Here is a 22164-nt window from a genome sequence, read left to right as displayed (position 1 = left end):
CGGCGTGGTGGACCGGCCGCGTGTCTTCGTCGCGCGCCGGATCCCGGAGGCCGGCCTCGCCTCGATCCGCGACACCTGCGAGGCGCTCGTCTGGGAGGACGAGCTGCCACCATCGCGGGCGGATCTCCTCGCCGGCGTCGCCGGTCGCGACGGGATCCTCACCCTCCTCACCGATCGGGTCGACAGCGAGCTGCTCGACGTGGCGGGCCCGCGACTGCGAGTCGTGAGCAACTACGCGGTGGGCTATGACAACGTCGACGTTGCGGCGTGCACGGCGCGGGGCGTCGCGGTCGGGAACACGCCGGGTGCACTCACCGAGACGACCGCCGACTTCGCCTTCGCCCTCCTCATGGCCGCCGGCCGGCGACTCCCGGAGGGCGATCGGTTCGTCCGGACGGGGGGATGGCGGACGTGGGGCCCGCTCCTCCTCCTCGGCGCGGACATCCACGGCGCGACGCTCGGGATCGTGGGCTTCGGGCGGATCGGGCAGGCTGTTGCCCGGCGTGCCTCCGGGTTCGGGATGACGGTCCTCTATCACAACCGGACGCCGGTGCCGGAAGAGACCGAACGGGCGCTCGGGGTGACGCGGGTGGACCTCGACGAGCTCCTCGCCCACTCGGACTTCGTCTCGCTCCACGTCAACCTGACGGCGGAGACGCGCGGGCTCATCGATGCGGCGCGCCTTCGATCGATGCGGCCGACAGCGATCCTCGTCAACACGGCGCGCGGCCCGGTCGTCGACCAGCGGGCGCTGTACGAGGCGCTCCGGGACGGGGTGATCGCGGGAGCCGCGCTCGACGTGACCGATCCGGAGCCGATCGCGCCGGACGATCCGCTCCTCTCGCTCGACCAGTGCCTCGTCGTCCCCCACATCGCGTCGGCGACGCACGCGACCCGCGGCCGGATGGCCGAGATGGCGGCCGCGAATCTCATCGCCGGCGTACGCGGCGAGCGGCTCCCGACCCCCGTCAACCCGGGGGTCCGGTAGACTCCCGTCCGGTAGACTCCGGTCCGGTAGACTCCCGACGGGCCGCTCCCGGTGATTGCCGGACACGTCGTTGACGAGGATGCCCATCGGATCGAGCCCTCCGTCCCAGGTTCCGGCAGATGGCCATGAGGCGGGCACTGGTCTGCATGTCGGTGACAGGTGGCCCTCACCCGGGAATCTGGCAGGATCGACGTGCCGGCCCGGCCCGATCCACGCTCAGGTCTACGAGCGCCGCGTGGGGAGTCGGTGACCAACCCCGCCTGGGGGTCATCGGTCAGGAACGGCGTGCCGCGCCGTACCCCGCCCGATGGAACCGGATCCGGCGGAAGCCGGGCAGGTCTGCGCTGTCGACCACGTCCGTGGGAATCACGGCTAGACTTCCCGAGGGGCCGGTAGCTCAATGGCAGAGCAAGCGCCTTTTAAGCGCTGGGTTGTGGGTTCGAGCCCCACCCGGCTCACCGCCGCCTGACGCCTCGATGGACCATCCGGATCACGTCGCGCTCATCCGCGGCGGCGTGGAACCCGGCGGACATTGGGGTCGGCCGGGTGGCGACCGGCTTCCTCGGTGCGATCTACGCGGCCGTCACGGAGCGGACCGTCGATGCCGACCACGTCGCCACCCGGCGGCGAGGCGGTCTGTCCAGAGCCTCGGTCACGGCTCCCGATCCCGTCGCTCCGGATCGCCGTCGCGAGGGGTGACGTTCCTCGGGGCCTGCCGCCCTGCCGTGTGGGATGGCGGTCCGACCGGGCCGTGCGACCCGAGGAGACGATCGATGCCGCCCGGCCACGTGAGGAACGGGGCGATGAACACGAGGCCGAGGAGCGGGAGCAGATAGCGGGCGAACCGCTCGAGCTCGACCACGCCGAGGGCGAGTGTCACAAGGATCATCAGGTAGATCGCGATCGCCCGCGCCGACCGACCATCCAGCCGAAGCCGACGGGCCGGGACAGCTGCCACGAGCACGGCCGCGAACACGAGGGCGACGGTCAGGGTGATCGGCACCGCCCGATGATACGACCCCGGCCGAGCGCGGTCGGTCGGGTACGATGGGCCGGCCCACTCGTGCCGAACGGGCGCCCGATGACCACCTTCGACCGCCTCCGCCGCATCCCCGGCGACTGGCTCGCCCGCTGGCGACCGGTCGCGCCGCTGTTCGCGGCGGAGATCGTCGTGTGGATCGGGTTCGGAGCCCTGCTCCCGGTCCTGCCCCTCTATTTCACCGAGCAGGGCGTCGACCTGGCGACGCTCGGAGTCGTCATCGCGGCCTGGCCCGCGGCGCGCCTCATCGGTGAGCCGATCTTCGGCTGGCTCGCCGACCGGGTGCCGCGGGTCCCTCTCATGGTCGCCGGACTCGCCCTGTCATCCGTATTCCTAACGCTGCCACTCGTGCTCCACGGACCGGCTGCGTTCCTCGTCCTGCGGGCCCTCGACGGACTGTCGACCTCGATCTACGATCCGGCCGCTCGCGGCGTCCTCATCGATGCGATGCCCGCCGAGCGTCACGGTGAGGCCTTCGGCTGGTACGGCGCGGCCCAGATGTCCGGCCTCCTGCTCGGGCCGGCGCTCGGCGGCATCGGGGCGAGCCTCTTCGGCGGCATCGGCTTCGTGTTCATCATGGGCGGCGTCCTCGGACTGCTCGGGGCTGTCACGGTGGCCGTCGCCGTGCGGGACGTCCCCCGCCGGGGGCACACCCCGCAGGCCGCGGCGGTCGGTCTCGCCGAGTTCCGTCGCGACCTCCCGCCGCTCGAGGAGGGTGCCGATCCCGATGGGTGGGCGAGGGACGGAGGCTCGGCTCCGGCCGGCGACGGTCCGCGCGGCGACGATCCGGCCGCCGACGGTCTGCTCGGGGTCACGCCGCCTCCCGGCCACGGGGTGGATCGCCCGTCGTCGCTCCGCAATCGCCCGCTCGCGGCGGCGATCCTCGTCAACGCAGGGGGGAACTTCGGCGGCGGGACGTACGACGTCATCTGGAGCATCTTCCTCACGGCGAAGGGGGCGAGCCTCACGCTCGTGAGCCTCACGTTCTCGATGTTCGCGATCCCGGTGCTCCTGTTCGGGCCGCTCGCCGGTCGGATCGTGGACCGGCGCGGCAGCGTTCGGTTCCTCATCGTCGGATCGGTCATGGTCGGCCTCTCGAGCCTCGCCTACACGCTCATCGTCGATCCGGTCTGGTCCATCCCGATCATCCTCGTGGAGGCGACCGGCTTCGCGATCCTCAACCCGGCCCTGTACGCGATCGTGGGACGCGGGAGTCCGGATGGACGGTCCTCCACCGCCCAGGGGGTCTTCGGCGCAGCCGGCACGGTCGGCTTCGTCGTGGCCTCGCTCGTGACCGGAACGCTCGCCGGGATCGATCTGCGTTTCCCCTTTTATCTCTTCTCGGCGGTCATCTTCACCTCCCTCATCGGGGCGCTGCTCGTGGGAGGGCGGCCGCTGCTCGCGAGCGACTCGAGGCGGCCGGGGCGGCGGATGGGTGCCGAACCGGGCGATCCCGAGGTCGCAGCGACATGACGCCCGATGCCGATCGCTGGTGGCGTTCGGCGATCGACGAGGTGGCGCCCACCGTCCTCATCCTCGGCGGCTTCCTCACGTCGCCGCCGCTCTATGCGCGGATGCGACAGCGCCTGCTCGCTCGCGGGGCCGCCGCGGTCGTCGTCGCCCCGATCTGGCTGCCGGACTGGCTGCTCGCGAGTCGTCGCGGCTTCGGCGCGATCGCGAGTCGCTCCGGCCGGGCGCTCCTCCGAGCGGGCGAGCTCGCTGCGGCATCGTCGCGAAGTCGCGGCGCGCCGATCCTCGTCGTGGGTCACTCCGCCGGGGGGATGACCGCACGCCTGCTCACGTCCCCCGAGCCCCTCGCCGGACGGCGATTCGCCGCGGCTGGCCGGATCGGCGCGATCGTGACACTCGGCACGCCGCACCATGTCACCGCGACGACGGCGCTCGGCCGCCCCCTCGCCCGCGCCGCGACCGAGTTCGTCGAGCGGGTCGTTCCGGGATCCGCGTTCGCACCGACGACCGGCTATCTCGCGGTCGCCTCGCGATCCGTCATCGGCCGGATGGCCGGCACTCGTCGCGAGCGGGCTGCCCATCGCCTGTACGCCGGACTCCTGCCGGTCGACGGCAACGCGGAGCCCGCGGGCGACGGGCTCGTGCCGGTCGGATCGGCGAGCCTCGGCGGCAGCGAGGTGCTCGTCCTGGACCGGATCGTCCACGGCCAGCTGGGCGGGGCTCCGTGGTACGGATCATCGGAGGCGATCGACGTCTGGTGGCCGCGGGCGGTGGAGGTCTGGCGGGAGGCGCTTCGGGCGCGCATCCGCTGAGACGATCGTGGTGTGGTCGCCGCGGCGGTGCTCATCGCGTCAGCGTGTCACCCTGGTGAGGTGACCCGAGGCCCCGCCGCGCTCGCCGTCCTCCTCGTGATCGTCTTCGTCGCGGGTGCCTGCGCCGCGCCGTCGGCGCCCGTCGCATCACCGGCATCGGACGGTCCGATCGGGGCCGCGGTGTCGCCGGCATCGATCCTCCCGGCAGGGTCGCCGCCGAGCCCGACGACCACCGCATCGACCGCTGCGTCGACCACCGGCGTGCCAGCGACGCTCGCCCCCGCAGCGTCTTCCGGGCCGTCGGGTGGTCCTCCTGGCGGCGCGCCCGCGTCGACGCCCGTCCGGCCGACGCCCACGAGCCGTTCCACGCCCCGTCCGACGTCTGGCGTTCTCACACCCCGCCCGACGCCCGCGCCGACACCCCGCCCGACGCCCGCGCCGACGCTCTCGGCCGCCCCGAGCGTCTCACCCGTCGCTGGCGTTCCGGCCTTCCGCCACATCTACGAGATCGTCCTCGAGAACAAGTCGTACGGCGACCTCGTCGGGAACCCGGCCGCGCCGTACTTCAACAGCCTTCGGACGCGGTTCGCGAGCCTCACCGACATGTACGCCGAGACTCACCCCTCCGAGCCGAACTACATCGCCCTGTTCAGCGGATCCACGCAGGGGGTCACGGACGATCTGTCGCACGACCTGCCCGGCCGGAACCTCGTCGACCAGCTCGAGGCGCGTGGGAAGACCTGGCGGGTCTTCGCCGAGAACGTGCCGCTCGGCTGCTACACCGGCTACAGCGCGAACGGCGGCCCGGACGGGCTCGGCACGTACGCCCGGAAGCACGAACCGGCGATCAGCTTCACGAACATCTCCGGGGACACGAAGCGCTGCGCGAACATCACCGACTTCAGCCACTTCGACCCGGCCGCAGCGGACTTCCAGCTCATCATCCCGAACATGTGCCACGACATGCACGACTGCTCCGTGGCGACCGGGGACCGATTCCTTTCGGACTTCGTCCCGCGGATCGTCGCCAGCCCGGCGTTCGCCGACAGCGTCCTCTTCATCACCGTCGACGAGGGCACCTCCAACGTCCACGGCGGCGGCCGCGTGGCGACCCTCGTCATCAGTCCGCTCGTTCGCGCCGGCAGCACGGACGGGGTGTTCCGCAACCACTACTCGCTGCTCCGCACCATCGAGGAGGCCTGGGGTCTCGGCTGCCTCGGCGGCTCGTGCGGCGCGACGGACCTGCGCGGGCTGTTCGGCGGCTGAGCGAGTTGTGACGGTCCTGAAGCCGGGCCTGCATTGAATCCACGCCCGACCCGCCTGCGCGAGCCGTTCGCCTGGCATTGAATCCGCCTACGCATCGGTTGCGTACTTGGCGGCGCGGCCGTCTCCGGCGGCTCCCGGCCCGGGTCGTCCCCGAGTGCCGTGCGGTCGGGGACGCACGTGATGCGTGCCGGGCGCACGTCTTGCGTACGCGTGGCGACGAACATCGTTTGGATGCACCGTGCGTCGTCGCGACGCACCGGGCGTGCCGCCCGCCGGCCCGTAGCATCGCTTCGGCGAGCTTGCACGCACACGGTGCGTACGCGGCCCACGGCGCGGGCCACCGCGCGGCCGACGGCGGCGCGGCCACGGCCGACGGCGGAGTAGCTCATACGCGCACCGGGCGCGGCCCTTGGCGCCGCGCCCGACGCCGCTCGCCCGTCGGGTCTCGCCTGCCGCGTGCGGCGGCCGTCCTGGGCTCGGACCCGAGTTTGACGCGCCCCTCCCGCCTCCCTATCATGCCCAACGCGGGGTGGAGCAGCGGCAGCTCGTCGGGCTCATAACCCGAAGGTCGGCGGTTCGAATCCGTCCCCCGCAACCAGATCGCCGATGCGAAGACCCGGCCGCGAGGCCGGGTCTCGTGATTCCCGACGGTTCCGGCGGAGTGGCAGCCCGTCGCCGGGCACGACCGAATCCACCCTTGCACGGTGCCATCGGATCCTGGAGCTGCGGATGGTCGCCGCTGCGCGGTATCAATCCCAGCGGAACGTCCGCGCTGCGAGTCCGGCCGTGACGACGCCCCAGCCGGCGAGCACCATGAGCGGGAGCACGGGATCGCCCGTACTCGCGCCGACGCCGATGCGGAGCGCGTCCGAGAGCGCACTCGCCGGCAGGATCCGGGCGAGGGCGGCGAGGGCGGACGGCAGCTGATCGATCGGGACCACGATGCCGCCGAGCAGCAGCAGGAGGAGGTACAGGCCGTTCGCCCCGGCGAGGGTCGCCTCTGCCCGGAGCGCGCCGGCCATGAGGAGTCCGAGTCCGGCGAACGCGAGCGTTCCGAGGACGACGGCGAGGACCGCCACGACGATGGACGCGCCGGTCCCCGGGCCCCAGCCGAATCCGACTCCCGCGACGACGACGAGGACACCGAGCTGGCCGATCTCCACGACGAGGACGCCGATCAGCTTCGCCGCCACGAGTCCGCCCCGTCCGAGAGGCGAACCGCCGAGCCGCTTGAGGACGCCATACGAGCGCTCATACGCCGTCGCGATGCCGAGATTGACGAGGCTCGTCGAGATGACGGCGAGCGCGAGGATGCCCGGGACCAGGAAGTCGATGGGTCGTCCGCTCCCTGCCGGGAGGACATTGACCGATGAGAGGAACACGAGGAGTGCGATCGGGATCGCGAGCATCACGAGGAGGTTCTCGCCGCGCCGGGACGTGAGACGCAGCTCCATGGCGGTCTGCCCGAGGACCGCCCGCCAGCGCGGTGCGACACGGCCCGATCCCGGCGCCCAGCGGGTCCGCGGATCCTCACTCATGCCGACGCGCCCTCGCCGGCGTCCACGTCCTCGTCATCGCCGCCGACGAGCTCGAGGTAGCGCTCCTCGAGCGAGCCGGCGCTCGTCCGAAGCTCGACGATGAGGAGGTCCCGTGCCCGGCACGCGACGGCGATCCGCTCCACCACCGCGGGAGACGGCGGGACGCCGACGACCCGAAGCCCGCTCGCTCCGTCGACGGCGACGCGCCCGCCCTCGAACCGTTCGCCGATGGACGCAGCCAACGCGGCGATCGCGCCCGGGGTCGGCGGTCGGTCGAGTCGAAGCCGCACGGACGGCGCCGCGCCCGCCGTCAGCTCTGCCGGCGAGCCGAGGGCGACGAGCCGACCGCGATCAATGATCGCGACGCGATCCGCGAGGCGCTCGATGTCGGCGAGCTCGTGGGTCGTGAGGAGGATCGTCACGCCCGCCGTCCGCAGATCGCCGATCAGGGCCCGGGTCGCCGCCTTCGCCGCCGGGTCCATGCCGGCCGTGGGCTCATCGAGGAAGAGGAGCTCGGGCCGTCCGACGAGGGCCAGCGCGAGACCGAGTCGCTGCCGCTCGCCACCGGAGAGGACCCTGTACCTGGTGCGGGCCGCATGGCGAAGCCCGACGAGGTCGAGGAGCTCGGCCGGATCGTGCGGCGTCCCGAAGAACCTCGCGTGGAGCCGGAGGATCTCGAGCGGTCGCGCCTGCGGGTAGATTCCTCCGCCCTGGAGCATGAGGCCCACTCGCCCGGTGAGCGCGCCACCCGCCCGCCATGGGTCGCGGCCGAGGACCGTGGCGAACCCGCCATCGAGCCGGCGGTAGCCCTCGAGGATCTCGATCGTCGTGGTCTTGCCGGCGCCGTTCGGGCCGAGGAGTGCGAGGAGCTCACCGCGCCGGATATCGAAGGTCAGGCCGTCAAGGACCGTCCGACCACCGTATCGCTTCACGAGGTCGTGAACGGACGCGACGATCCCCGCTCCGGCCGACGGAGCCGCCCCGGCGTCGACCGACGTCACGGGCCAATCGCGGCGTACTGGCGTTCGAAGTCGTCCGTCGTCAGCTCGCCGATCTGGCGCGACCGGACGATGCCATTCCGATCGATGAAGTACGACTGGGGCGGCGCGACGACCCGGTAGGCGTTGGCCATCGCCGCCGTCGGGTCGAGAATGCTCTGCCAGCTCGCCCCGAATGACGACACGAACGCCTTCGCCGACGCGGGGTCGTCCTGGAAGATGACGCCGACGATGACGAGGTCCGGGTGCCGGGCGAGGGCAGCCTTGAAGAGCGGGAACTCCGAGCGACACGGGACGCACCAGCTCGCCCAGAAGTTCACGAGGACCGGTCGGCCACGGAACGAGGCGAGGCTGAGCGACCCGCCGTCGAGCGTCGTCCCGCTCAGCGGCGGAGCGAGCTGACCGACACCGATGCCCACGTCCGGCGACCCCGACCCAGCGGCGGTCGTGCCGCTCGTGCAGGCGGACAGGATCGAGGCGAGCGCGATCGCACCGACGACGGCGAGTGCGAGCCGCCGAGCGAGGGTCGATGGGCGCGGATGAGCGCTGAAGATTCGCGTGGTCGAGACCTGTGTTACCTGACCGTGATCGTCCCGGTCATCGAGGTGTGGACCTTGCAGAAGAAGGTGTACGTCCCGGCCGCCAGGGCGGGGACCTGGTAGAGCGTCGTGATGACGCCGGTGACGATCGCACCGTCGAACGCGTCACTCCCGTTCGGGTTCCGGATCGTCACGTTGTGGGGGGTGCCGCTGTCGAGGTTCTGGAACGCGATGGTGAACGGCCGTCCCGCCGGTGCGGTGACGGTCGGCGTCGTGAACGAGATGTTCTGGGCGGTGATCGCGACGTCCGCGGCGACGGCGGAGGGGCTCGCCGGGGTCCCGGACGCGCCGGGCCCGGCGGACGCTCCCGGGGCGGCCGCGCCGGCCGAGGAGTTCGCCGGCGGGAAGATGCCGGTCTGGAACGCCGCCGCGACGAGGAGGATGACCGTGAAGGAGGCGAACATCCGCGCCGGGAAACGCGGCGCCGCCGCATTCCGGAGGTGCCCGGTCCGGTCCGCCTCCTCGGTGAGGTGGTATTCGACGCCGGCCGTCCGGAGCCAGCCGAGCAGGCCGATGACGAGGCAGAGCACGGCGGCGATGAGGACCCACCCGCCGAGCACGAAGCCGGCGAAGAGGATCGCCGCGGACACGGCGGATACGAGCGGCAGGAACGACGGACCGGGCATGTGGACGCCGGCCGGCGGCCCGCCGCCTCCCACGACAGCGGGGACGGATGCCACGCCGGCGACCCGGTCGTAGTCGAGCATCCCCTCGCGGAGCCAGTAGAGGAGCGTGAGGACCAGCGCGCCGAAGCCGAGGAGGAGGATCGCCCCGCCCCAGACGAAGCCGAAGAAGAGGAGGGCGGCTCCGACCGCCGCGAAGGACGGCGCGAACGATGGGCCCGGCATGTGAACGCCCGACGGCGGGACGAGATCGCGGCGCGGCATGCCGCGCTCTCTCGGGCCGACCGTCGCGTAGGCGCGCACGACCATGAGCAGCCAGAGAACGACGATCGCCGCGAGTCCGACCGGGATGAGGGCGATGAGTCCGCCCCAGTCCGGGATGACGAGCTTGGCGAGGATGTCGAGGATCGACGTCCAGGCCGCCTGGAGTTGCGCCATCGGAGATCCGCTCCGGGGCCCGCGGCCTAGAGGTCGTCCGGCGTGCCCACGACGAGGGCGTACGCCGCGATGGACATCGCGATGCCGAGGAAGACGAGGGTCGTCGTACCGCCGGCATCACGGCTCAACAGGTAGTACGCCACGCCGATGACGACGAAGACGAGCCCGACCCCGATCGCGTTCCGCGGGTGCTTGAGCCGCATCGCCCTCTCCTAGCGGGTCGGGATGACGTAGAGGATCGAGAAGAGCGCGACCCAGACCACGTCGACGAAGTGCCAGTAGATGGACGTCGCCTCGACCGCGTCGTGGTGGCGCGCGGAGAACTGGCCGCTCATCGCCCGGTAGAGGACGACGCTGAGCATGATCGCCCCGGCGAGGACGTGCGCCCCATGGAAGCCGGTGAGCGTGTAGAAGGTCGTGCCGAACGTCCCGTCCGCGAGGCCGAATCCGAGCTGGCTGTAGTCGTACGCCTGGCCGATGAGGAAGACGATGCCGAGGATGAGCGTCACGCCGATCGCGCGGACGAGACCTCGCCGATCGTCGCGTCGGATCGCCCAGACGCCGAGCTGGCAGGTGAACGAGCTGATGACGAGGATCACGGTGAGCGTGGCGCCGAACCATGGCTCGGCGTGGAGATTGAACCGCTCGGCGATCGGCCCGACCTCGGCGACCGACGGCGGCCAGGTGGGCGCGTTCGCCCGGACGTTGAAATACGCCGCGAACAGCCCGGCGAAGAACATCACCTCCGAGCAGATGAAGAGGATCATCCCCAGGATCGGGTTGCTGATCCCCCGGTTGCCATGATCGAGGGCGTGGGGGTCCTCGTGGGCCACGATCATTGCCGTGCCGGCGCTCACGCCTCGCCTCCGTGATCGGCGACCCGGCCGTGGCGAGCGTCGAAGACCGGTCGTTCGGACCGGATCTGCGGGAGGTGGTCGAAGTTGTACGGCGGCGGCGGGGAGCTCGTCGCCCATTCGAGGGTGTTGCCCTCCCACGGATCGTCCCCGGCGGGCTCGCCGTTGCGGAGCGAGATGAAGACGTTCCACAGGAACGGCAGCATCGATGTGGCGATGATGATGCTGCCGATCGTCGCGACGAGGTTGAGCTGGCTCCAGCCGGCGGTCGAGGCGTAGACCGCGATCCGCCGCGGCATCCCGTCGAGGCCGAGCAGGTGCATCGGGAAGAACGTCAGGTTGAAGCCGATGAACATGAGGACGAACTGGATCTTGCCGAGCGTCTCGTTGAGGCGGCGGCCGCTCATCTTGGGGAACCAGTAGTAGGTGCCGGCCATGACCCCGAAGACCGAGCCGCCGAACAGGACGTAGTGGAGGTGCGACACGACCCAGTACGTGTCGTGCAGGGCGAAGTCCACCGGGACCGCCGCGCTGAACGCGCCGTCGATTCCGCCGATGAGGAACATCGAGAGGAAGCCGAGGGCGAACAGGAGCGGCGTCGAGAACGTGAGCTGCCCGCGGTAGAGGGTCGCGATCCAGTTGAACATCTTCACGCCGGTCGGCACGGCGATGAGGAACGTCATGAAGCTGAAGAACGGCAGGTAGACCGCCCCGGTCGTGAACATGTGATGGGCCCACACGGAGAACCCGAGTGCGCCGATGCCGGCCGTCGCGAAGACGAACGCCTTGTAGCCGAAGAGCGGCTTCCGCGAGAAGACCGGCAGGATCTCACTGATCATCCCCATCGCCGGCAGGATCATGATGTAGACGGCGGGATGCGAGTAGAACCAGAAGATGTTCTGCCAGAGGATCGCGTTCCCGCCGGTCGCCGGGTCGAAGAAATGGCCGCCGTAGTTGCGGTCGATGAACAGCATGATGAGGCCGCTCGTGAGGACCGGCGTCGCCAGCAGCACGAGGACGCTCGTCACGAGGACCGTCCACGCCATGATCGGCATCCGGAACATCGTCATGCCCGGCGCCCGCATCTTGAAGATCGTCACGAGGAAGTTGACGGCGCCGAGGATCGAGCTCGTGCCGATGAGCGCGACCGCGACGATCCACAGATCCGTCCCGATGCCCGAGTAGGCCCGCTGGGCGAGCGGGCTGTACGACGTCCATCCCTCGGCGGCCGCGCCCCCGGGGGTCAGGAAGCCGCTCAGCATGATGATCCCGGCGAGCGGCAGCATCCAGAACGAGAGCGCGTTGATGCGCGGGAACGCCATGTCCGGCGCGCCGATCATGAGCGGGACGATGTAGTTCCCGAAGCCCGCGAGCATCGGGATGATGAACAGGAAGATCATGATCGAGGCGTGCATCGTGAAGAGCTGGTTGTACAGCTCTGGCGAGATGAGCTTGTTGTCCGGCACCGCGAGCTGACTGCGGACACCGAGCGCGAGCACGCCGCCGATGAGGAAGAAGAGGAACGAGTTGACGACGTAGAGGATCCCGATCTTCTTGTGATCGGTCGTCGTCACCCACTCGTACAGGCTGCTCCGGTACGCAGTGGCGGCAGGCGTCAGCGCGGTGGTCGCCATCGGGAGCTCCTTACTGCACCGTGAGCGTGCCGGTCATCGTCGGGTGGACCGTGCACTGGAACGGGTACGTCCCGGCCGGGAGTGCCGGAACGGCGTACGTCGTGGTCGTGGGTCCGGTCACGATGGCGCCCTTGAAGGCGATGCTTCCATCGGGATTCTTGATTTCGACGTTGTGGGGCACGCCGGGGTCGTTGTTGGCGAAGACGATCTGGAACGGCTGTCCGGCCGGAGCCGAGAGGGTCGCCTTGTCGAAGGCGAGGTTCTGGGCGCCGATCTGGATGCTCGTGCCGCCGGACCCGGCACTCGGCGAGGGATTGCCGCCCGGCGCGCCGGGCGCCGCCGGGCTGCCGCTCGCTGGCGCGGCGGGCGTGGCCGCGGCCTGGGCGATCTGCTGCTGGAGCCAGGTCTGGTACTCCGTCATGCTCACGGCCTTCACGTCGAACGTCATCCCCGCGTGGCCCACGCCGCACAGCTCGGCGCACTGGCCGCGGAACGTCTGGCCGACATCCTGGGCGTCCACCGTGAAGTCGAACTCGTTCGTGCGACCCGGCACGACGTCGCGTTTGAAGAGGAACTTCGGGACGTAGAAGGCGTGGATGACATCCGGGCTGTAGAGCTCGACCTGGATGGGCACCCCGACCGGGACGACCATCTCGCCGAAGTTGCCGTCGCCGGCGGCGTCCGTCGTGAACAGCGGCCTGCCGTCTGCCCCGAGATAGAGGAAGTTCCACGAGAAGCGCTTCGCCACGGCGGCCACGCGGACCGCGGGATCCGCGGACTTCGCATCGACCGTGTTGAGCGTCTGCCACGAGATGACGAAGAGGAACACGACGATCACCGTCGGGATGACCGTCCAGACGATCTCGATGAGGTTGTTGCCGTGGATCTGGGGCGGCAGCTCGGTGTCCGTGGGCTTGCGGCGATAGCGGAGGACCGCGAAGACGATGAGCCCCTCGACGAAGAAGAAGATGACCGCGCCGATGAGGAAGACGATGTCGTAGAGGCTTCTGGTCGCCGCTCCCTGCGTCGTGACGTCCTGCGGCGGGTAGAGGGCCGGGACCTGCGAGGCGCAGCCGGCGACCAGAAGCGCGAGCAACGGCAGCGCGATCGCTGCGAGGCGCGGAGGCTTCTTCCTCGTCGTCGGCATGCGGGGTCCTCGAACGGTCGAGTGTCGGGCGGCCCGGACACGCCGACACTCCGGCGGGGCTGGCGATAGGCCCGCCTCCTCGGCACGGCCGGCGCCATGATACCCGAGCCACCGGGCGGCGTGGCCATCGGGGCCGATCCGGGAAGCCGGCGCCGCCTTCCGTGGCACGATGGACGGGTCATGACGCCCGTGCTCTCCGACGTCCTCCTCGACTGGTCCTTCGATCCGCTCATCGCGGTCCCGCTCGCGATCCTCGCCCTGGCGTATCTCTGGGCGGTACGCCACGTCGACGCGCGGCACCCCGACAGCCCGGTGCCGCGCGCGCGCCTCGCCGCCTTCATCGGCGGCCTCCTTGCCATCGAGATCGCCCTGCAGTCGGTGATCGAGCGCTACGACACGACGCTCTTCTCGGTCCACATGGTCCAGCACGTCCTCCTCACCCTCGTCGCCGCGCCGCTGCTGGCCCTGGGGGCCCCGATCACCATCCTCCTCAGGGTCGCGCGGCCCGAGCAGCGACGGCGCTTCATCCTCCCGATCCTCCACAGTCGACTCGTCAAGGTCCTCGCCTTCCCCGTCGTCTCGTGGTCGCTCTTCGCGGGGGTCATGTGGGGGACCCATTTCTCGCCGATGTTCGACCGATCGCTGAGCGACCCGTTCGTCCACGACATCGAGCATGCCCTCTACCTCTCGGTGGGGCTCCTCTTCTGGTGGCCGGCCGTCGCGCTCGACCCGAGCCCGTGGCGGATGCCGCACCCGGCGCGGGTCATGTATGTGTTCCTCCAGATGCCGCAGAACACGTTCCTCGCCCTCGCGATCCTCACCGCCGGAGCCCCGCTCTATCCCCACTACGCGAACCTTCATCTCGGCTGGGGCCTCGGCGCGCTCGCCGATCAGCAGCTCGCCGGCGGGCTCATGTGGATCATCGGTGACTTCGTCTTCATCTCGGCGATCGTCCTCGTCGTCGCCGGCTGGATGCGCCGCGAGCAGCGAGACACGGCGCGCGAGGAACGCCGGGCGGACGTCGCGATGGCGGCGATCCGGGAGCGGGAGGCGGCACTCGCCGATCGACTCGCCCGCGAACGCGCCGACGGCTGATGGCACACCTCGTGAGGCTCGGGCGTCAGTCGGGGATCGGCGAGGCGAGCAGCTCCCGGTAGCGCTCGGGATCGACGTTGCCGCCGCTGACGACGGCGACGAGCGAGCCATCGAGCCCGTCGAGCCCCGCTTCGCGGCGACGGTAGCGGAGCGCGGCGATGGACAGCGCCCCGGATGGTTCGACCACGAGCCGCGACTGCTCGGCGGCGAGCCGGACCGCGGCCGCGATCTCCGCCTCCGTCACGGTGACGATCGCGTCGAGGAGCGCCAGGAGATGGGCGAACGTCCGAGTGCCGAGCGCCTGGGTCCGCGTCCCGTCGGCCATCGTCCGGCTCACGAGCTCTGCCGGCCACTCGACGATCCGTCCGGCCTCGAGCGACGCGCGAGCGTCCGCCGCGAGCTCCGGCTCCACCCCGACGACCCGGGTGCCGGGACGCAGCGCCTTGACGGCGGCGGCGACGCCCGAGGCAAGGCCACCGCCACCGATCGGGACGAGGATGACGGCGACGTCCGGCGCGTCCTCGACGATCTCGAGACCGACGGTACCCTGGCCGGCGATGATCCGATCGTCGTCGTATGGCGGGATGATGGACAGGCCGCGTTCGAGGGCGATCCGCTCCGCGACGCTCCGCCGCTCCGAGCTTGACGGCCCGACCACGACGACTTCCGCGCCGTCCGCTTCGACGCGGCGACGCTTGAGGAGCGGCGCGTCGGACGGCATGACGACGACCGCCGGAGCACCGAGCAGCCGGGCGGCCCGGGCGACGCCCTGGGCATGATTGCCGGACGAGTAGGTGATGACGCCGCGTCGGAGCTCGGCGGGGCCGAGCGCGGCGATCGCCACGTGGGCGCCGCGGATCTTGAACGCCCCGATCGGCTGGAGGGACTCGGCCTTGAGGAGGCCGCCCTCGACGGCGGGGAAGGGGACGAGCGGTGTCCTGGCCGCGACGCCGACGAGGAGTGCCGCGGCACGCTCGATCGCGTCGAGCCCGACGAGGCCCTCCGTCACCCGGATCCGCCGGGACCGACGATGCGGGCACACCCGATGCACATCTCCGCCCAGGGGAGTGCCTCGAGGCGGTCGGCACCGATCGGTCCGCCGCAGCGGAGGCATCGACCGAACGTTCTCGCCTCGAGCCGCGCAAGCGCCCCTTCGACGAGCGCGAGCTGACCGACGGCACGGTCGCGGAGGGCGAGGTCGCGCTGCTGCTCGAAGACGTGGCTCGCCGCCGCCGCCTGCGATCCGTACGTCATCGGCCCGGGTGATTCGATCGTCGCCGCGATCTCTTCGCGGAGCGCCGCCCGAGCCGCTTCGAGGGCCGGGCGGGCCGCCAGGTCGAGGGGCGATCGAGCGAGGGGATCCACGCGAGGATGGTAGCGCGGCCCGGCCCGGCGGCGAGGCGATAAGTCGCAGCTAAGCGGGCGGCCCGACACTCCGCATTCCGAGGAGACGGGCGTCGGTGCACGACGCCGCTCGGGGAAGGGGCACGCTGGAGGAGCACCGTGCGCAGTGCGAGGTTCGTCATCGTCGCCGGGGCCATCGCGGCGACCGTCATGGCCGGATCCTCCGATACGGTCGGCTGGGCATTCGGATCGCCCGCATCGGGACCGCAGGTGACCGCTGCGTCGACGTCGAAGGCGGCAGAGCCGCGGGGCAGGCGCTGGGCATCGAGAACCATGACGACCGAGCCGCGTGGAAGGCGCTGGGTGGCTGCCGCGCATGGCCGGCAGACGAGTCGGGTCGCCGCCCTGCGCCTCGCGGCGCGCCATGGGCGCACGTCCCGGGAGCGGCCGTAGACTCGTGCGGAGATGGAACCCCGCTCCCGCCAGACGCTCGCCGCCGCCCTGTTCGTCATCGCCGCGGCGAGCATCGTCAGCGGTTGCGACAGCGGCGGCCCGACGCTCACGCCGACCCCCACTGCCGGGACGGTGGATCGGCCGCGGGAGGTGAACATCATCGCCCGCGAGTACGCGTTCTCACCGCCGGTCGTCGACCTCATCCCGGGCGAGACCGTCCTTCTCCACGTCATCAATGCGGGGCTCGACGTGCACGAGGCCGTGATCGGCGACGCGGCGACTCAGGACGCCTGGGAGGCGGCGGAGGCGGCGGTCGAGGGGGCACCACCCGGCCCCACCCCGGTGGTCACCGTGCCCCCCGGGGTGTCCGGGCTCCGGATCGTGGTCCAGTCCGGCCAGCGTGTCGACGTCCGCTGGACGGTGCCGGCGGGCGGTCCCGCGCTCATCGTCGGTTGCCACATCCCGGGCCACTGGGCGAAGGGGATGCAGGTGCCCGTCCGCCTCGTCGGTCCCTGAGCGCCCGGGTCGAGCCGTCGGACCCCGGCCGCGTTCGGCTCGCCTGGCTCCAGGGTGATACGCTCCCCGCGCATCGGTCGGGCAGACGACCGGTGCACCGTGCGGATGATCGAGACCCGTCGAGGCGGGTGATCGCGGAGGAGCCCGAGTCCCATGACCTACGTCATCGCCGAGCCGTGCATCGATGTGCTCGACCTCTCGTGCGTCTCGGTCTGCCCGGTCGACTGCATCCACTATGAGGAAGGCGTCGACCGGAAGCTGCAGATCGACCCGAATGAATGTATCGACTGTGGCGCGTGCGAGCCGGAGTGCCCGGTGAACGCGATCTTCCCTGAGGAATCGTTGCCGGCCGAATGGATTCGGTACACGACGCTCGACGCCCAGTGGTATGTGGATCGCGCCGTGACCCGGGTCGCGATCGACGAGATGAAGCCTCGCTGACGACTCCGCCCGCTCGGTGCCCCGATGATCGGGCGGTACGTGGTCCGTCGCTAGACTCAACCGATGCGCATCGTCTCGCTCGTGCCGTCGGCGACGGAGATCGTCTGCGCGCTTGGCCTGAGCCGGCAGCTCGTCGGCGTCAGCCATGCATGCGACTGGCCGGCCCGGGTGGTCGGCAAGCCCGTCATGACGCGACCCGCGGTTCGGACCGGCGGAGCGAGCGCGACGATCGACCGGCGGGTCCGGCGGGCGCTCGCCAGCGGTTCCCCCCTCCACGTCCTCGACGAGGCGGCCCTTCGCCGCGCGCGGCCCGATCTGATCCTCACCCAGTCCCTCTGCCCGGTCTGTGCGCCCGATCGGGCGTCCGTCGAGGGGATCGCCCGGTCCATCCATCGCGATATCGCGGTCGTCTCGCTCGAGCCCACGTCGCTCGAGGGGATCTTCAACTCGATCGCCACGGTGGGCGCGATGAGTGACACGGAACGCAAGGCGGTGGCGCTGCTCGGACGCCTTCGACGCCGGCTCGGGCGGATCGAGGCGAAGGTGGATCGCGGTCGGGCGCAGGGCCACCGGCCGGTCCGCGTCGTCGCGCTCGAGTGGCTCGACCCACCGATGACCGTCGGGCACTGGGTGCCCGAGCAGATCCGCCGCGCGGGCGGCTGGGACCTCCTCGGCCGCGACGGTGAGCCATCCGTCCGAACGACGTGGCGGACGATCCGCGATCTCGAGCCCGAGATGCTCCTCGTCATGCCCTGCGGGCTCGGGCTCGCGGATGCCGTCCTCGAGCTCGCGCGACTGCGCAAACCGGCCGGCTGGGCGGACATCCCGGCGGTCCAGCGCCAGAACGTCATCGCGGTCGACGGCTCGGCGTACTTCAGCCGCCCGGGACCGCGGGTCGTCGACGGCATCGCTATCCTCGCCGAGATCTTCGATCCGAGCCGATTCATCGACGTGTCGCCGCCGATGAGCTGGGTGCCGGTCCCGGCCTGAGCCGCATGCCGCCGCCGACCCGGTCCATGCCGTTCCGGGCGTCCTTCGACTGCCTGTGGTGTGGGTCGGCGCACGCGACCAGCGGCCCGGACGATCTCGAGGGCTGGGCGCAGCTCTGTCCGGACTGCCTCGGGCGCGCCGGTGACAATCCGTTCCTCCGGTTCCGCCTCCGCGACGCGCTGGCCGCTCGTGCGGCAGCCGCCCGAGCGGGCGTACAGACCGCGAGATCAGCGGAGTCACCGACCGCAGCAGCGCCGGATCTGCCGGCCGCGGGATCGGCACTCGGGCCCCTTCCGGATGACCCGGAGCGGGCCCGCGAGATGCTCGCCTACTACGAAGCGCGCGCTCCGGAGTACGACGATTGGTACCTGCGGCGCGGCAGGTTCGCTCATGGGCCGCTCGACGACATGGCCTGGGCGGTCGATCTCGACGCGGCGACCGTCTGGCTGGATGGCCTGCCGATCGGTGGGCGCATCGTCGAGCTCGCCGCGGGGACCGGCTGGTGGTCGCCGCTCCTGGCCAGCAAGGGTGAGCTCGCGGCGTACGACGGCGCGTCGGCGCCGCTCGATCGCGCTCGGGACCGGCTGCTCGCCCATGGTCTTCGGGCTCATCTTCACGTCCGCGACGTGTGGGCGGAGCCCGAGGCACCACCGGCCGACGCGCTGTTCGCCGGCTTCTGGCTGAGCCACGTGCCGCGGGCGCGCCTCGTGGCATTCCTCGACCTCGTCCGTCGCTGGCTCCGACCCGGCGGGACGTTCGCCTTCATCGACTCGCGCCACGACCCGCGGTCGTCGGCGGTCGACCACGAGGTGGATCCCGCCTCGGAGACGATGGTCCGTCGGCTCGACGACGGCCGCACCTTCACGATCTGGAAGGTCTATCACGAGCCCGCGGACCTGGAGACCGCCCTCCTCGCGGCCGGTTTCCGGACCGCGACCGTGGCGACGACGAGCCGGTTCTTCCTGCTCGGCCGGGCCACGGCATAGGTCGAGCCGCGAGGCGCATCGGTATACTCGGCGCGATGTCCCCCCTGACCCATCGCACGATCGCCACGGTCGGTTCCGGCGTGATGGCCGAGGCGATGATCGCCGGTCTCCTGCGGGGCGAGCTCGTCGAGCCCGCCCAGGTGGTCGCGAGCCACCCGCGCGCCGATCGGCGCGACGAGCTCGCACGGCTCTATGGCATCCGGACGACCGCCTCGAATGTCGAGGCGGTCTCCGCGGCGGACGTCGTCCTGCTCGCGATCAAGCCCCAGATGCTCGCCCGCGTGGGTCGCGAGATCGGGCCGACGCTCCGGGACGGCCAGCTCGTCCTGTCCGTCATCGCCGGCGCAACGACGGCCGCGCTCATCGGCTTCCTCGGCCACGGCCAGGTGGTCCGCAGCATGCCGAACACCCCCGCCCGGCTCGGTCGCGGGATGACCGTCTGGTACGCGACGCCAGCGACGACCGCCGAGCAGCGTGTTCAGGCGAGCGCCCTGCTCCGGGCTCTCGGACACGAGATCGAGGTGGACGACGAGCGGTTCGTGGCGATGGCGACCGCCGTCAGCGGCACCGGACCGACGTACGTCTTCCTCGTCATGGAGGCGCTCATCGATGCGGCCGTCCATCTCGGGTTCCCCCGTCACATCGCCCACGACCTCGTGATCGAGACGCTCGAGGGGAGCACCCACTTCGCGAAGCAGTCGGGCGATCACCCGGCGGTCCTCCGGAACATGGTCACCTCGCCCGGCGGGACGTCCGCCGCGGCGCTCCACGAGCTCGAGTCCGGCCGCCTCCGGACCGTCCTCTCCGAGGCCGTCTGGGCGGCGTTCCGGCGGACGGTCGAGCTCGGCGAGGAGCTCGAGGCGACGGTCGGCCGCGACGCGGGCCGCTGATGCGGCGAGTGATCGGCGGCTCCGGGCGGCGGGACCCGGCACCCCCATCGAGCGGTCCGACCGCAGGCTCGTCTGGCGGCTCGACCCCGACCCCGGCGCCGTCGGGCGACCCGCTCACCATCGAGCACATCGTCGCCGTCGAGGCGCCGCGCGAGTTCCGGATCGATCCGCGGGGACGATCGATCGCCTTCACCCAGGAGTCGGGAGGCGCCCGACAGCTGTACATCCAGCCGGTCAGGGGCGGCATGCCGGTCCGCATCACCTCGTCCGAGAAGCCGATCTCGGATCCGCGCTGGTCGCCGGACGGTCGGCGGCTCGCGTTCGTCCGCGACATGGCGATCTGCATCGTCGACATCGATGGGACGCGGCTCACGACCGTCACCGACCATCCGGCCGGCAACACCGCGCCGCACTGGTCCCCGGACGGCGGGCGACTCGCTTGCATCTCGCGCCGGCGCGGCTGGGCGCAGGTCTGGGTCATCGAGGCACCCGTGCCCCGGCGCGGCCGGCCTGCGGCGGTGCCGCGGCGTCTCGAGCCGCGCCCGGTGACGGCCGCTGGCCTCGACGTCGAAGAGTTCGAGTGGTCGCCGAACGGGACCCGGCTCGCAGTCGCCGGCCAGCGCGGGCCGAGCGTCCGCCACGCATCGCGGATCTCCATCGTCGACGTCGCGACCGGCGACGAGCGCCGCATCGGCGGCGGCGGGGACTGGGAGTGCGGCGCCCACTGGCTGCCGGATGGCGGCCTCCTCTTCCTCACCGATGCGAGCGGCTGGTTCGACGTGGTGCGTCTCGCTCCGGATCTCGAGGCGCGGACCGTCGTGACGGCCGGCCCGCCAGAGCACGGAGAGCCGGGCGGTGGGTTCGGCTATGCCCCGCTTCCGTCGCCGGACGGTTCGCGCTGTGTGCACATCGCCGTCCACGATGGCCTCGTCGATCTCGTCGTGACGGCCGTTGCCGGCAGCGGACCGCTGAAGCGCGGACGGGGTCGTCCGCCGAAGCTCCCGCGACCGAGTGTCGCGGGAGGGACGCCGATCCAGCCATGGGCCGGCGTCTGGCGAGCGGTGGGCTGGCTGCCCGACGGAGCGTGGATCGCAGCGATCGGCGAGTCAGCCACGCGACCGCAGGACCTGTGGCTGCTCCCGGTCCCGGGCGTCGCTCCGGAGGGATCCCGGCCGCGGCCGATGAGTACCTCCCTTCCGGCGGTCCTCGCTCCGGCGGTCGCGCGATTCGCGCCCGAGGAGCGCGTCACCGTCGGCGCCCGTGACGGCCTCCGCATCGAGGGGACGCTCCTCCGGCCGTCGACCGCGAGCGGACGTCGCGGCGGACGACGGGTCCCGGCGATCGTCAACGTCCACGGCGGCCCCACCTGGCAGTCGTACCGGGGCTGGGGCCCGTTCAGGCAGGTGCTCGTCCGTGACGGGTTCGCCATCCTTGATGTCGACTTCCGCGGCTCGACCGGCTACGGCCGGACGTTCCGCGAGGCGAACATGGGCGAGTGGGGTCACGCCGACGTCTTCGACGTCATCGATGCGGCGCGCTGGCTCCGCGAGCAGCCGTGGTGCGACGGACGGCTGGCCATCTGGGGCGGTTCGTACGGCGGCTACCTCGTGCTCTCGGCGCTCGTGGAGGAGCCATCGCTCTGGGCGGCCGGCATCGACCTCTATGGCGACTCGGAGATCGCCGAGAGCTACCGCCACGGCGACCGGCCCGGTCGCATCGACCTCGATCGCCAGATGGGCTCACCGGACGATCCCGGACGGGGGGACCTCTTCCGTCGCGGCTCGCCGGTCTATCGGGCGGAGCGGCTCGAGGCACCGCTCCTCATCCTCCACGGCCGCAGGGACAAGCGCGTCGTGCCGCTCATGTCCGAGCGGATGATCGAGGCGCTCGAGATCGAGGGCAAGCATCACGAGGTCCACTGGTACGACGACGAGGCCCACGGCTGGCAGTCGCGGGAGAACCGGCGCGATGCGTTCACCCGGACCCGCGAGTTCCTCCGCCGCCACGTCCTCGAGGCAGCGGTCCCGACCGGGTCCTGATCGG

At 71.4% G+C, this 22164-nt stretch carries 23 protein-coding genes and 2 tRNA genes; 14 read left to right on the top strand and 11 right to left on the bottom strand.

The window, feature by feature from the left end:
- Positions 1 to 7: 7 nt before the first annotated feature.
- A complete protein-coding gene (locus IVW53_05720; protein MBF6605064.1) occupies positions 8 to 988 on the top strand; it encodes a D-glycerate dehydrogenase in 981 nt (326 codons plus the stop codon).
- A 386-nt stretch (positions 989 to 1374) separates the two neighbouring features.
- Positions 1375 to 1446: transfer RNA gene (locus tag IVW53_05715), tRNA-Lys, on the top strand.
- A gap of 194 nt (positions 1447 to 1640) precedes the next feature.
- Here IVW53_05715 and IVW53_05710 read toward each other — a convergent pair.
- Complete coding sequence (locus tag IVW53_05710; GenBank protein MBF6605063.1) at positions 1641 to 1991, bottom strand: hypothetical protein; 351 nt, start codon at positions 1989 to 1991, stop codon at positions 1641 to 1643.
- Between the two features lie 78 nt (positions 1992 to 2069).
- On the opposite strand from IVW53_05710, the gene IVW53_05705 reads away from it, so the two are divergent.
- The 4 genes from IVW53_05705 (at position 2070) to IVW53_05690 (ending at position 6173) form a co-directional block, all read left to right on the top strand.
- Positions 2070 to 3500, top strand: a complete 1431-nt coding sequence (locus tag IVW53_05705) for an MFS transporter (protein MBF6605062.1) — start codon at positions 2070 to 2072, stop codon at positions 3498 to 3500.
- Entirely contained in the window at positions 3497 to 4309 is an 813-nt protein-coding gene (locus tag IVW53_05700; protein ID MBF6605061.1) for a hypothetical protein, read from the top strand. Before IVW53_05705 ends, IVW53_05700 begins: the two co-directional genes overlap by 4 nt.
- A gap of 60 nt (positions 4310 to 4369) precedes the next feature.
- A complete protein-coding gene (locus IVW53_05695) occupies positions 4370 to 5575 on the top strand; it encodes a hypothetical protein (protein MBF6605060.1) in 1206 nt (401 codons plus the stop codon).
- Between the two features lie 523 nt (positions 5576 to 6098).
- A tRNA-Met gene (locus IVW53_05690) sits at positions 6099 to 6173 on the top strand.
- A gap of 151 nt (positions 6174 to 6324) precedes the next feature.
- Here the strand turns inward: IVW53_05690 and IVW53_05685 are convergent.
- The 8 genes from IVW53_05685 to coxB form a co-directional block, all read right to left on the bottom strand.
- Positions 6325 to 7113 carry an ABC transporter permease gene (locus tag IVW53_05685; protein ID MBF6605059.1) on the bottom strand — a complete coding sequence of 263 codons (789 nt, stop codon included), beginning with the start codon at positions 7111 to 7113 and terminating at the stop codon, positions 6325 to 6327.
- The gene (locus IVW53_05680; protein ID MBF6605058.1) at positions 7110 to 8069 is read right to left on the bottom strand and encodes an ABC transporter ATP-binding protein; all 960 of its coding nucleotides are present in this window, start codon (positions 8067 to 8069) and stop codon (positions 7110 to 7112) included. The genes IVW53_05685 and IVW53_05680 overlap by 4 nt, the downstream gene beginning before the upstream one ends.
- 41 nt (positions 8070 to 8110) lie before the next feature.
- Complete coding sequence (locus IVW53_05675) at positions 8111 to 8530, bottom strand: TlpA family protein disulfide reductase (protein ID MBF6605057.1); 420 nt, start codon at positions 8528 to 8530, stop codon at positions 8111 to 8113.
- A gap of 155 nt (positions 8531 to 8685) precedes the next feature.
- Positions 8686 to 9771: a cupredoxin domain-containing protein gene (locus IVW53_05670; protein ID MBF6605056.1), complete on the bottom strand. Its 1086-nt coding sequence runs from the start codon at positions 9769 to 9771 to the stop codon at positions 8686 to 8688.
- Between the two features lie 26 nt (positions 9772 to 9797).
- Positions 9798 to 9974: a hypothetical protein gene (locus IVW53_05665; protein MBF6605055.1), complete on the bottom strand. Its 177-nt coding sequence runs from the start codon at positions 9972 to 9974 to the stop codon at positions 9798 to 9800.
- Between the two features lie 9 nt (positions 9975 to 9983).
- Positions 9984 to 10628 (bottom strand): heme-copper oxidase subunit III, encoded by a 645-nt coding sequence (locus IVW53_05660; GenBank protein MBF6605054.1) that lies wholly within the window; start codon positions 10626 to 10628, stop codon positions 9984 to 9986.
- The gene (ctaD, locus tag IVW53_05655) at positions 10625 to 12259 is read right to left on the bottom strand and encodes a cytochrome c oxidase subunit I (protein ID MBF6605053.1); all 1635 of its coding nucleotides are present in this window, start codon (positions 12257 to 12259) and stop codon (positions 10625 to 10627) included. Before ctaD ends, IVW53_05660 begins: the two co-directional genes overlap by 4 nt.
- A gap of 10 nt (positions 12260 to 12269) precedes the next feature.
- Positions 12270 to 13406, bottom strand: coding sequence for a cytochrome c oxidase subunit II (gene coxB, locus IVW53_05650; GenBank protein ID MBF6605052.1), 1137 nt, complete (start codon positions 13404 to 13406; stop codon positions 12270 to 12272).
- 180 nt (positions 13407 to 13586) lie between these two features.
- On the opposite strand from coxB, the gene IVW53_05645 reads away from it, so the two are divergent.
- Positions 13587 to 14501 carry a cytochrome c oxidase assembly protein gene (locus IVW53_05645; protein MBF6605051.1) on the top strand — a complete coding sequence of 305 codons (915 nt, stop codon included), beginning with the start codon at positions 13587 to 13589 and terminating at the stop codon, positions 14499 to 14501.
- Positions 14502 to 14526: 25 nt separating this feature from the next.
- On the opposite strand, the gene IVW53_05640 is transcribed toward IVW53_05645, so the two are convergent.
- Together IVW53_05640 and IVW53_05635 are read right to left on the bottom strand one after the other, a co-directional pair.
- Positions 14527 to 15615: a threonine/serine dehydratase gene (locus IVW53_05640; protein MBF6605050.1), complete on the bottom strand. Its 1089-nt coding sequence runs from the start codon at positions 15613 to 15615 to the stop codon at positions 14527 to 14529.
- A complete protein-coding gene (locus tag IVW53_05635) occupies positions 15507 to 15755 on the bottom strand; it encodes a TraR/DksA family transcriptional regulator (GenBank protein ID MBF6605049.1) in 249 nt (82 codons plus the stop codon). Before IVW53_05635 ends, IVW53_05640 begins: the two co-directional genes overlap by 109 nt.
- A gap of 249 nt (positions 15756 to 16004) precedes the next feature.
- Between IVW53_05635 and IVW53_05630 the strand changes: the two genes are divergently transcribed.
- From IVW53_05630 to IVW53_05600, 7 genes are all read left to right on the top strand, one after another.
- Complete coding sequence (locus IVW53_05630) at positions 16005 to 16298, top strand: hypothetical protein (GenBank protein MBF6605048.1); 294 nt, start codon at positions 16005 to 16007, stop codon at positions 16296 to 16298.
- 12 nt (positions 16299 to 16310) lie between these two features.
- Positions 16311 to 16814, top strand: a complete 504-nt coding sequence (locus IVW53_05625) for a hypothetical protein (protein MBF6605047.1) — start codon at positions 16311 to 16313, stop codon at positions 16812 to 16814.
- Positions 16815 to 16967: 153 nt separating this feature from the next.
- Positions 16968 to 17255: a ferredoxin family protein gene (locus IVW53_05620; protein ID MBF6605046.1), complete on the top strand. Its 288-nt coding sequence runs from the start codon at positions 16968 to 16970 to the stop codon at positions 17253 to 17255.
- Between the two features lie 63 nt (positions 17256 to 17318).
- Entirely contained in the window at positions 17319 to 18245 is a 927-nt protein-coding gene (locus IVW53_05615) for an ABC transporter substrate-binding protein (GenBank protein ID MBF6605045.1), read from the top strand.
- A gap of 5 nt (positions 18246 to 18250) precedes the next feature.
- Positions 18251 to 19231: a class I SAM-dependent methyltransferase gene (locus tag IVW53_05610; protein ID MBF6605044.1), complete on the top strand. Its 981-nt coding sequence runs from the start codon at positions 18251 to 18253 to the stop codon at positions 19229 to 19231.
- A gap of 35 nt (positions 19232 to 19266) precedes the next feature.
- Positions 19267 to 20121, top strand: a complete 855-nt coding sequence (locus IVW53_05605) for a pyrroline-5-carboxylate reductase (protein MBF6605043.1) — start codon at positions 19267 to 19269, stop codon at positions 20119 to 20121.
- A complete protein-coding gene (locus IVW53_05600; GenBank protein ID MBF6605042.1) occupies positions 20121 to 22160 on the top strand; it encodes a S9 family peptidase in 2040 nt (679 codons plus the stop codon). The genes IVW53_05605 and IVW53_05600 overlap by 1 nt, the downstream gene beginning before the upstream one ends.
- The last annotated feature ends 4 nt before the right edge of the window (positions 22161 to 22164 follow it).

The sequence above is a fragment of the Chloroflexota bacterium genome (assembly GCA_015478725.1).
GTDB lineage: Bacteria > Chloroflexota > Limnocylindria > Limnocylindrales > CSP1-4 > C-114.
The sequence above is the reverse complement of the archived record's forward strand: the minus strand, read 5'-3'. Positions and strand labels throughout refer to the sequence as shown.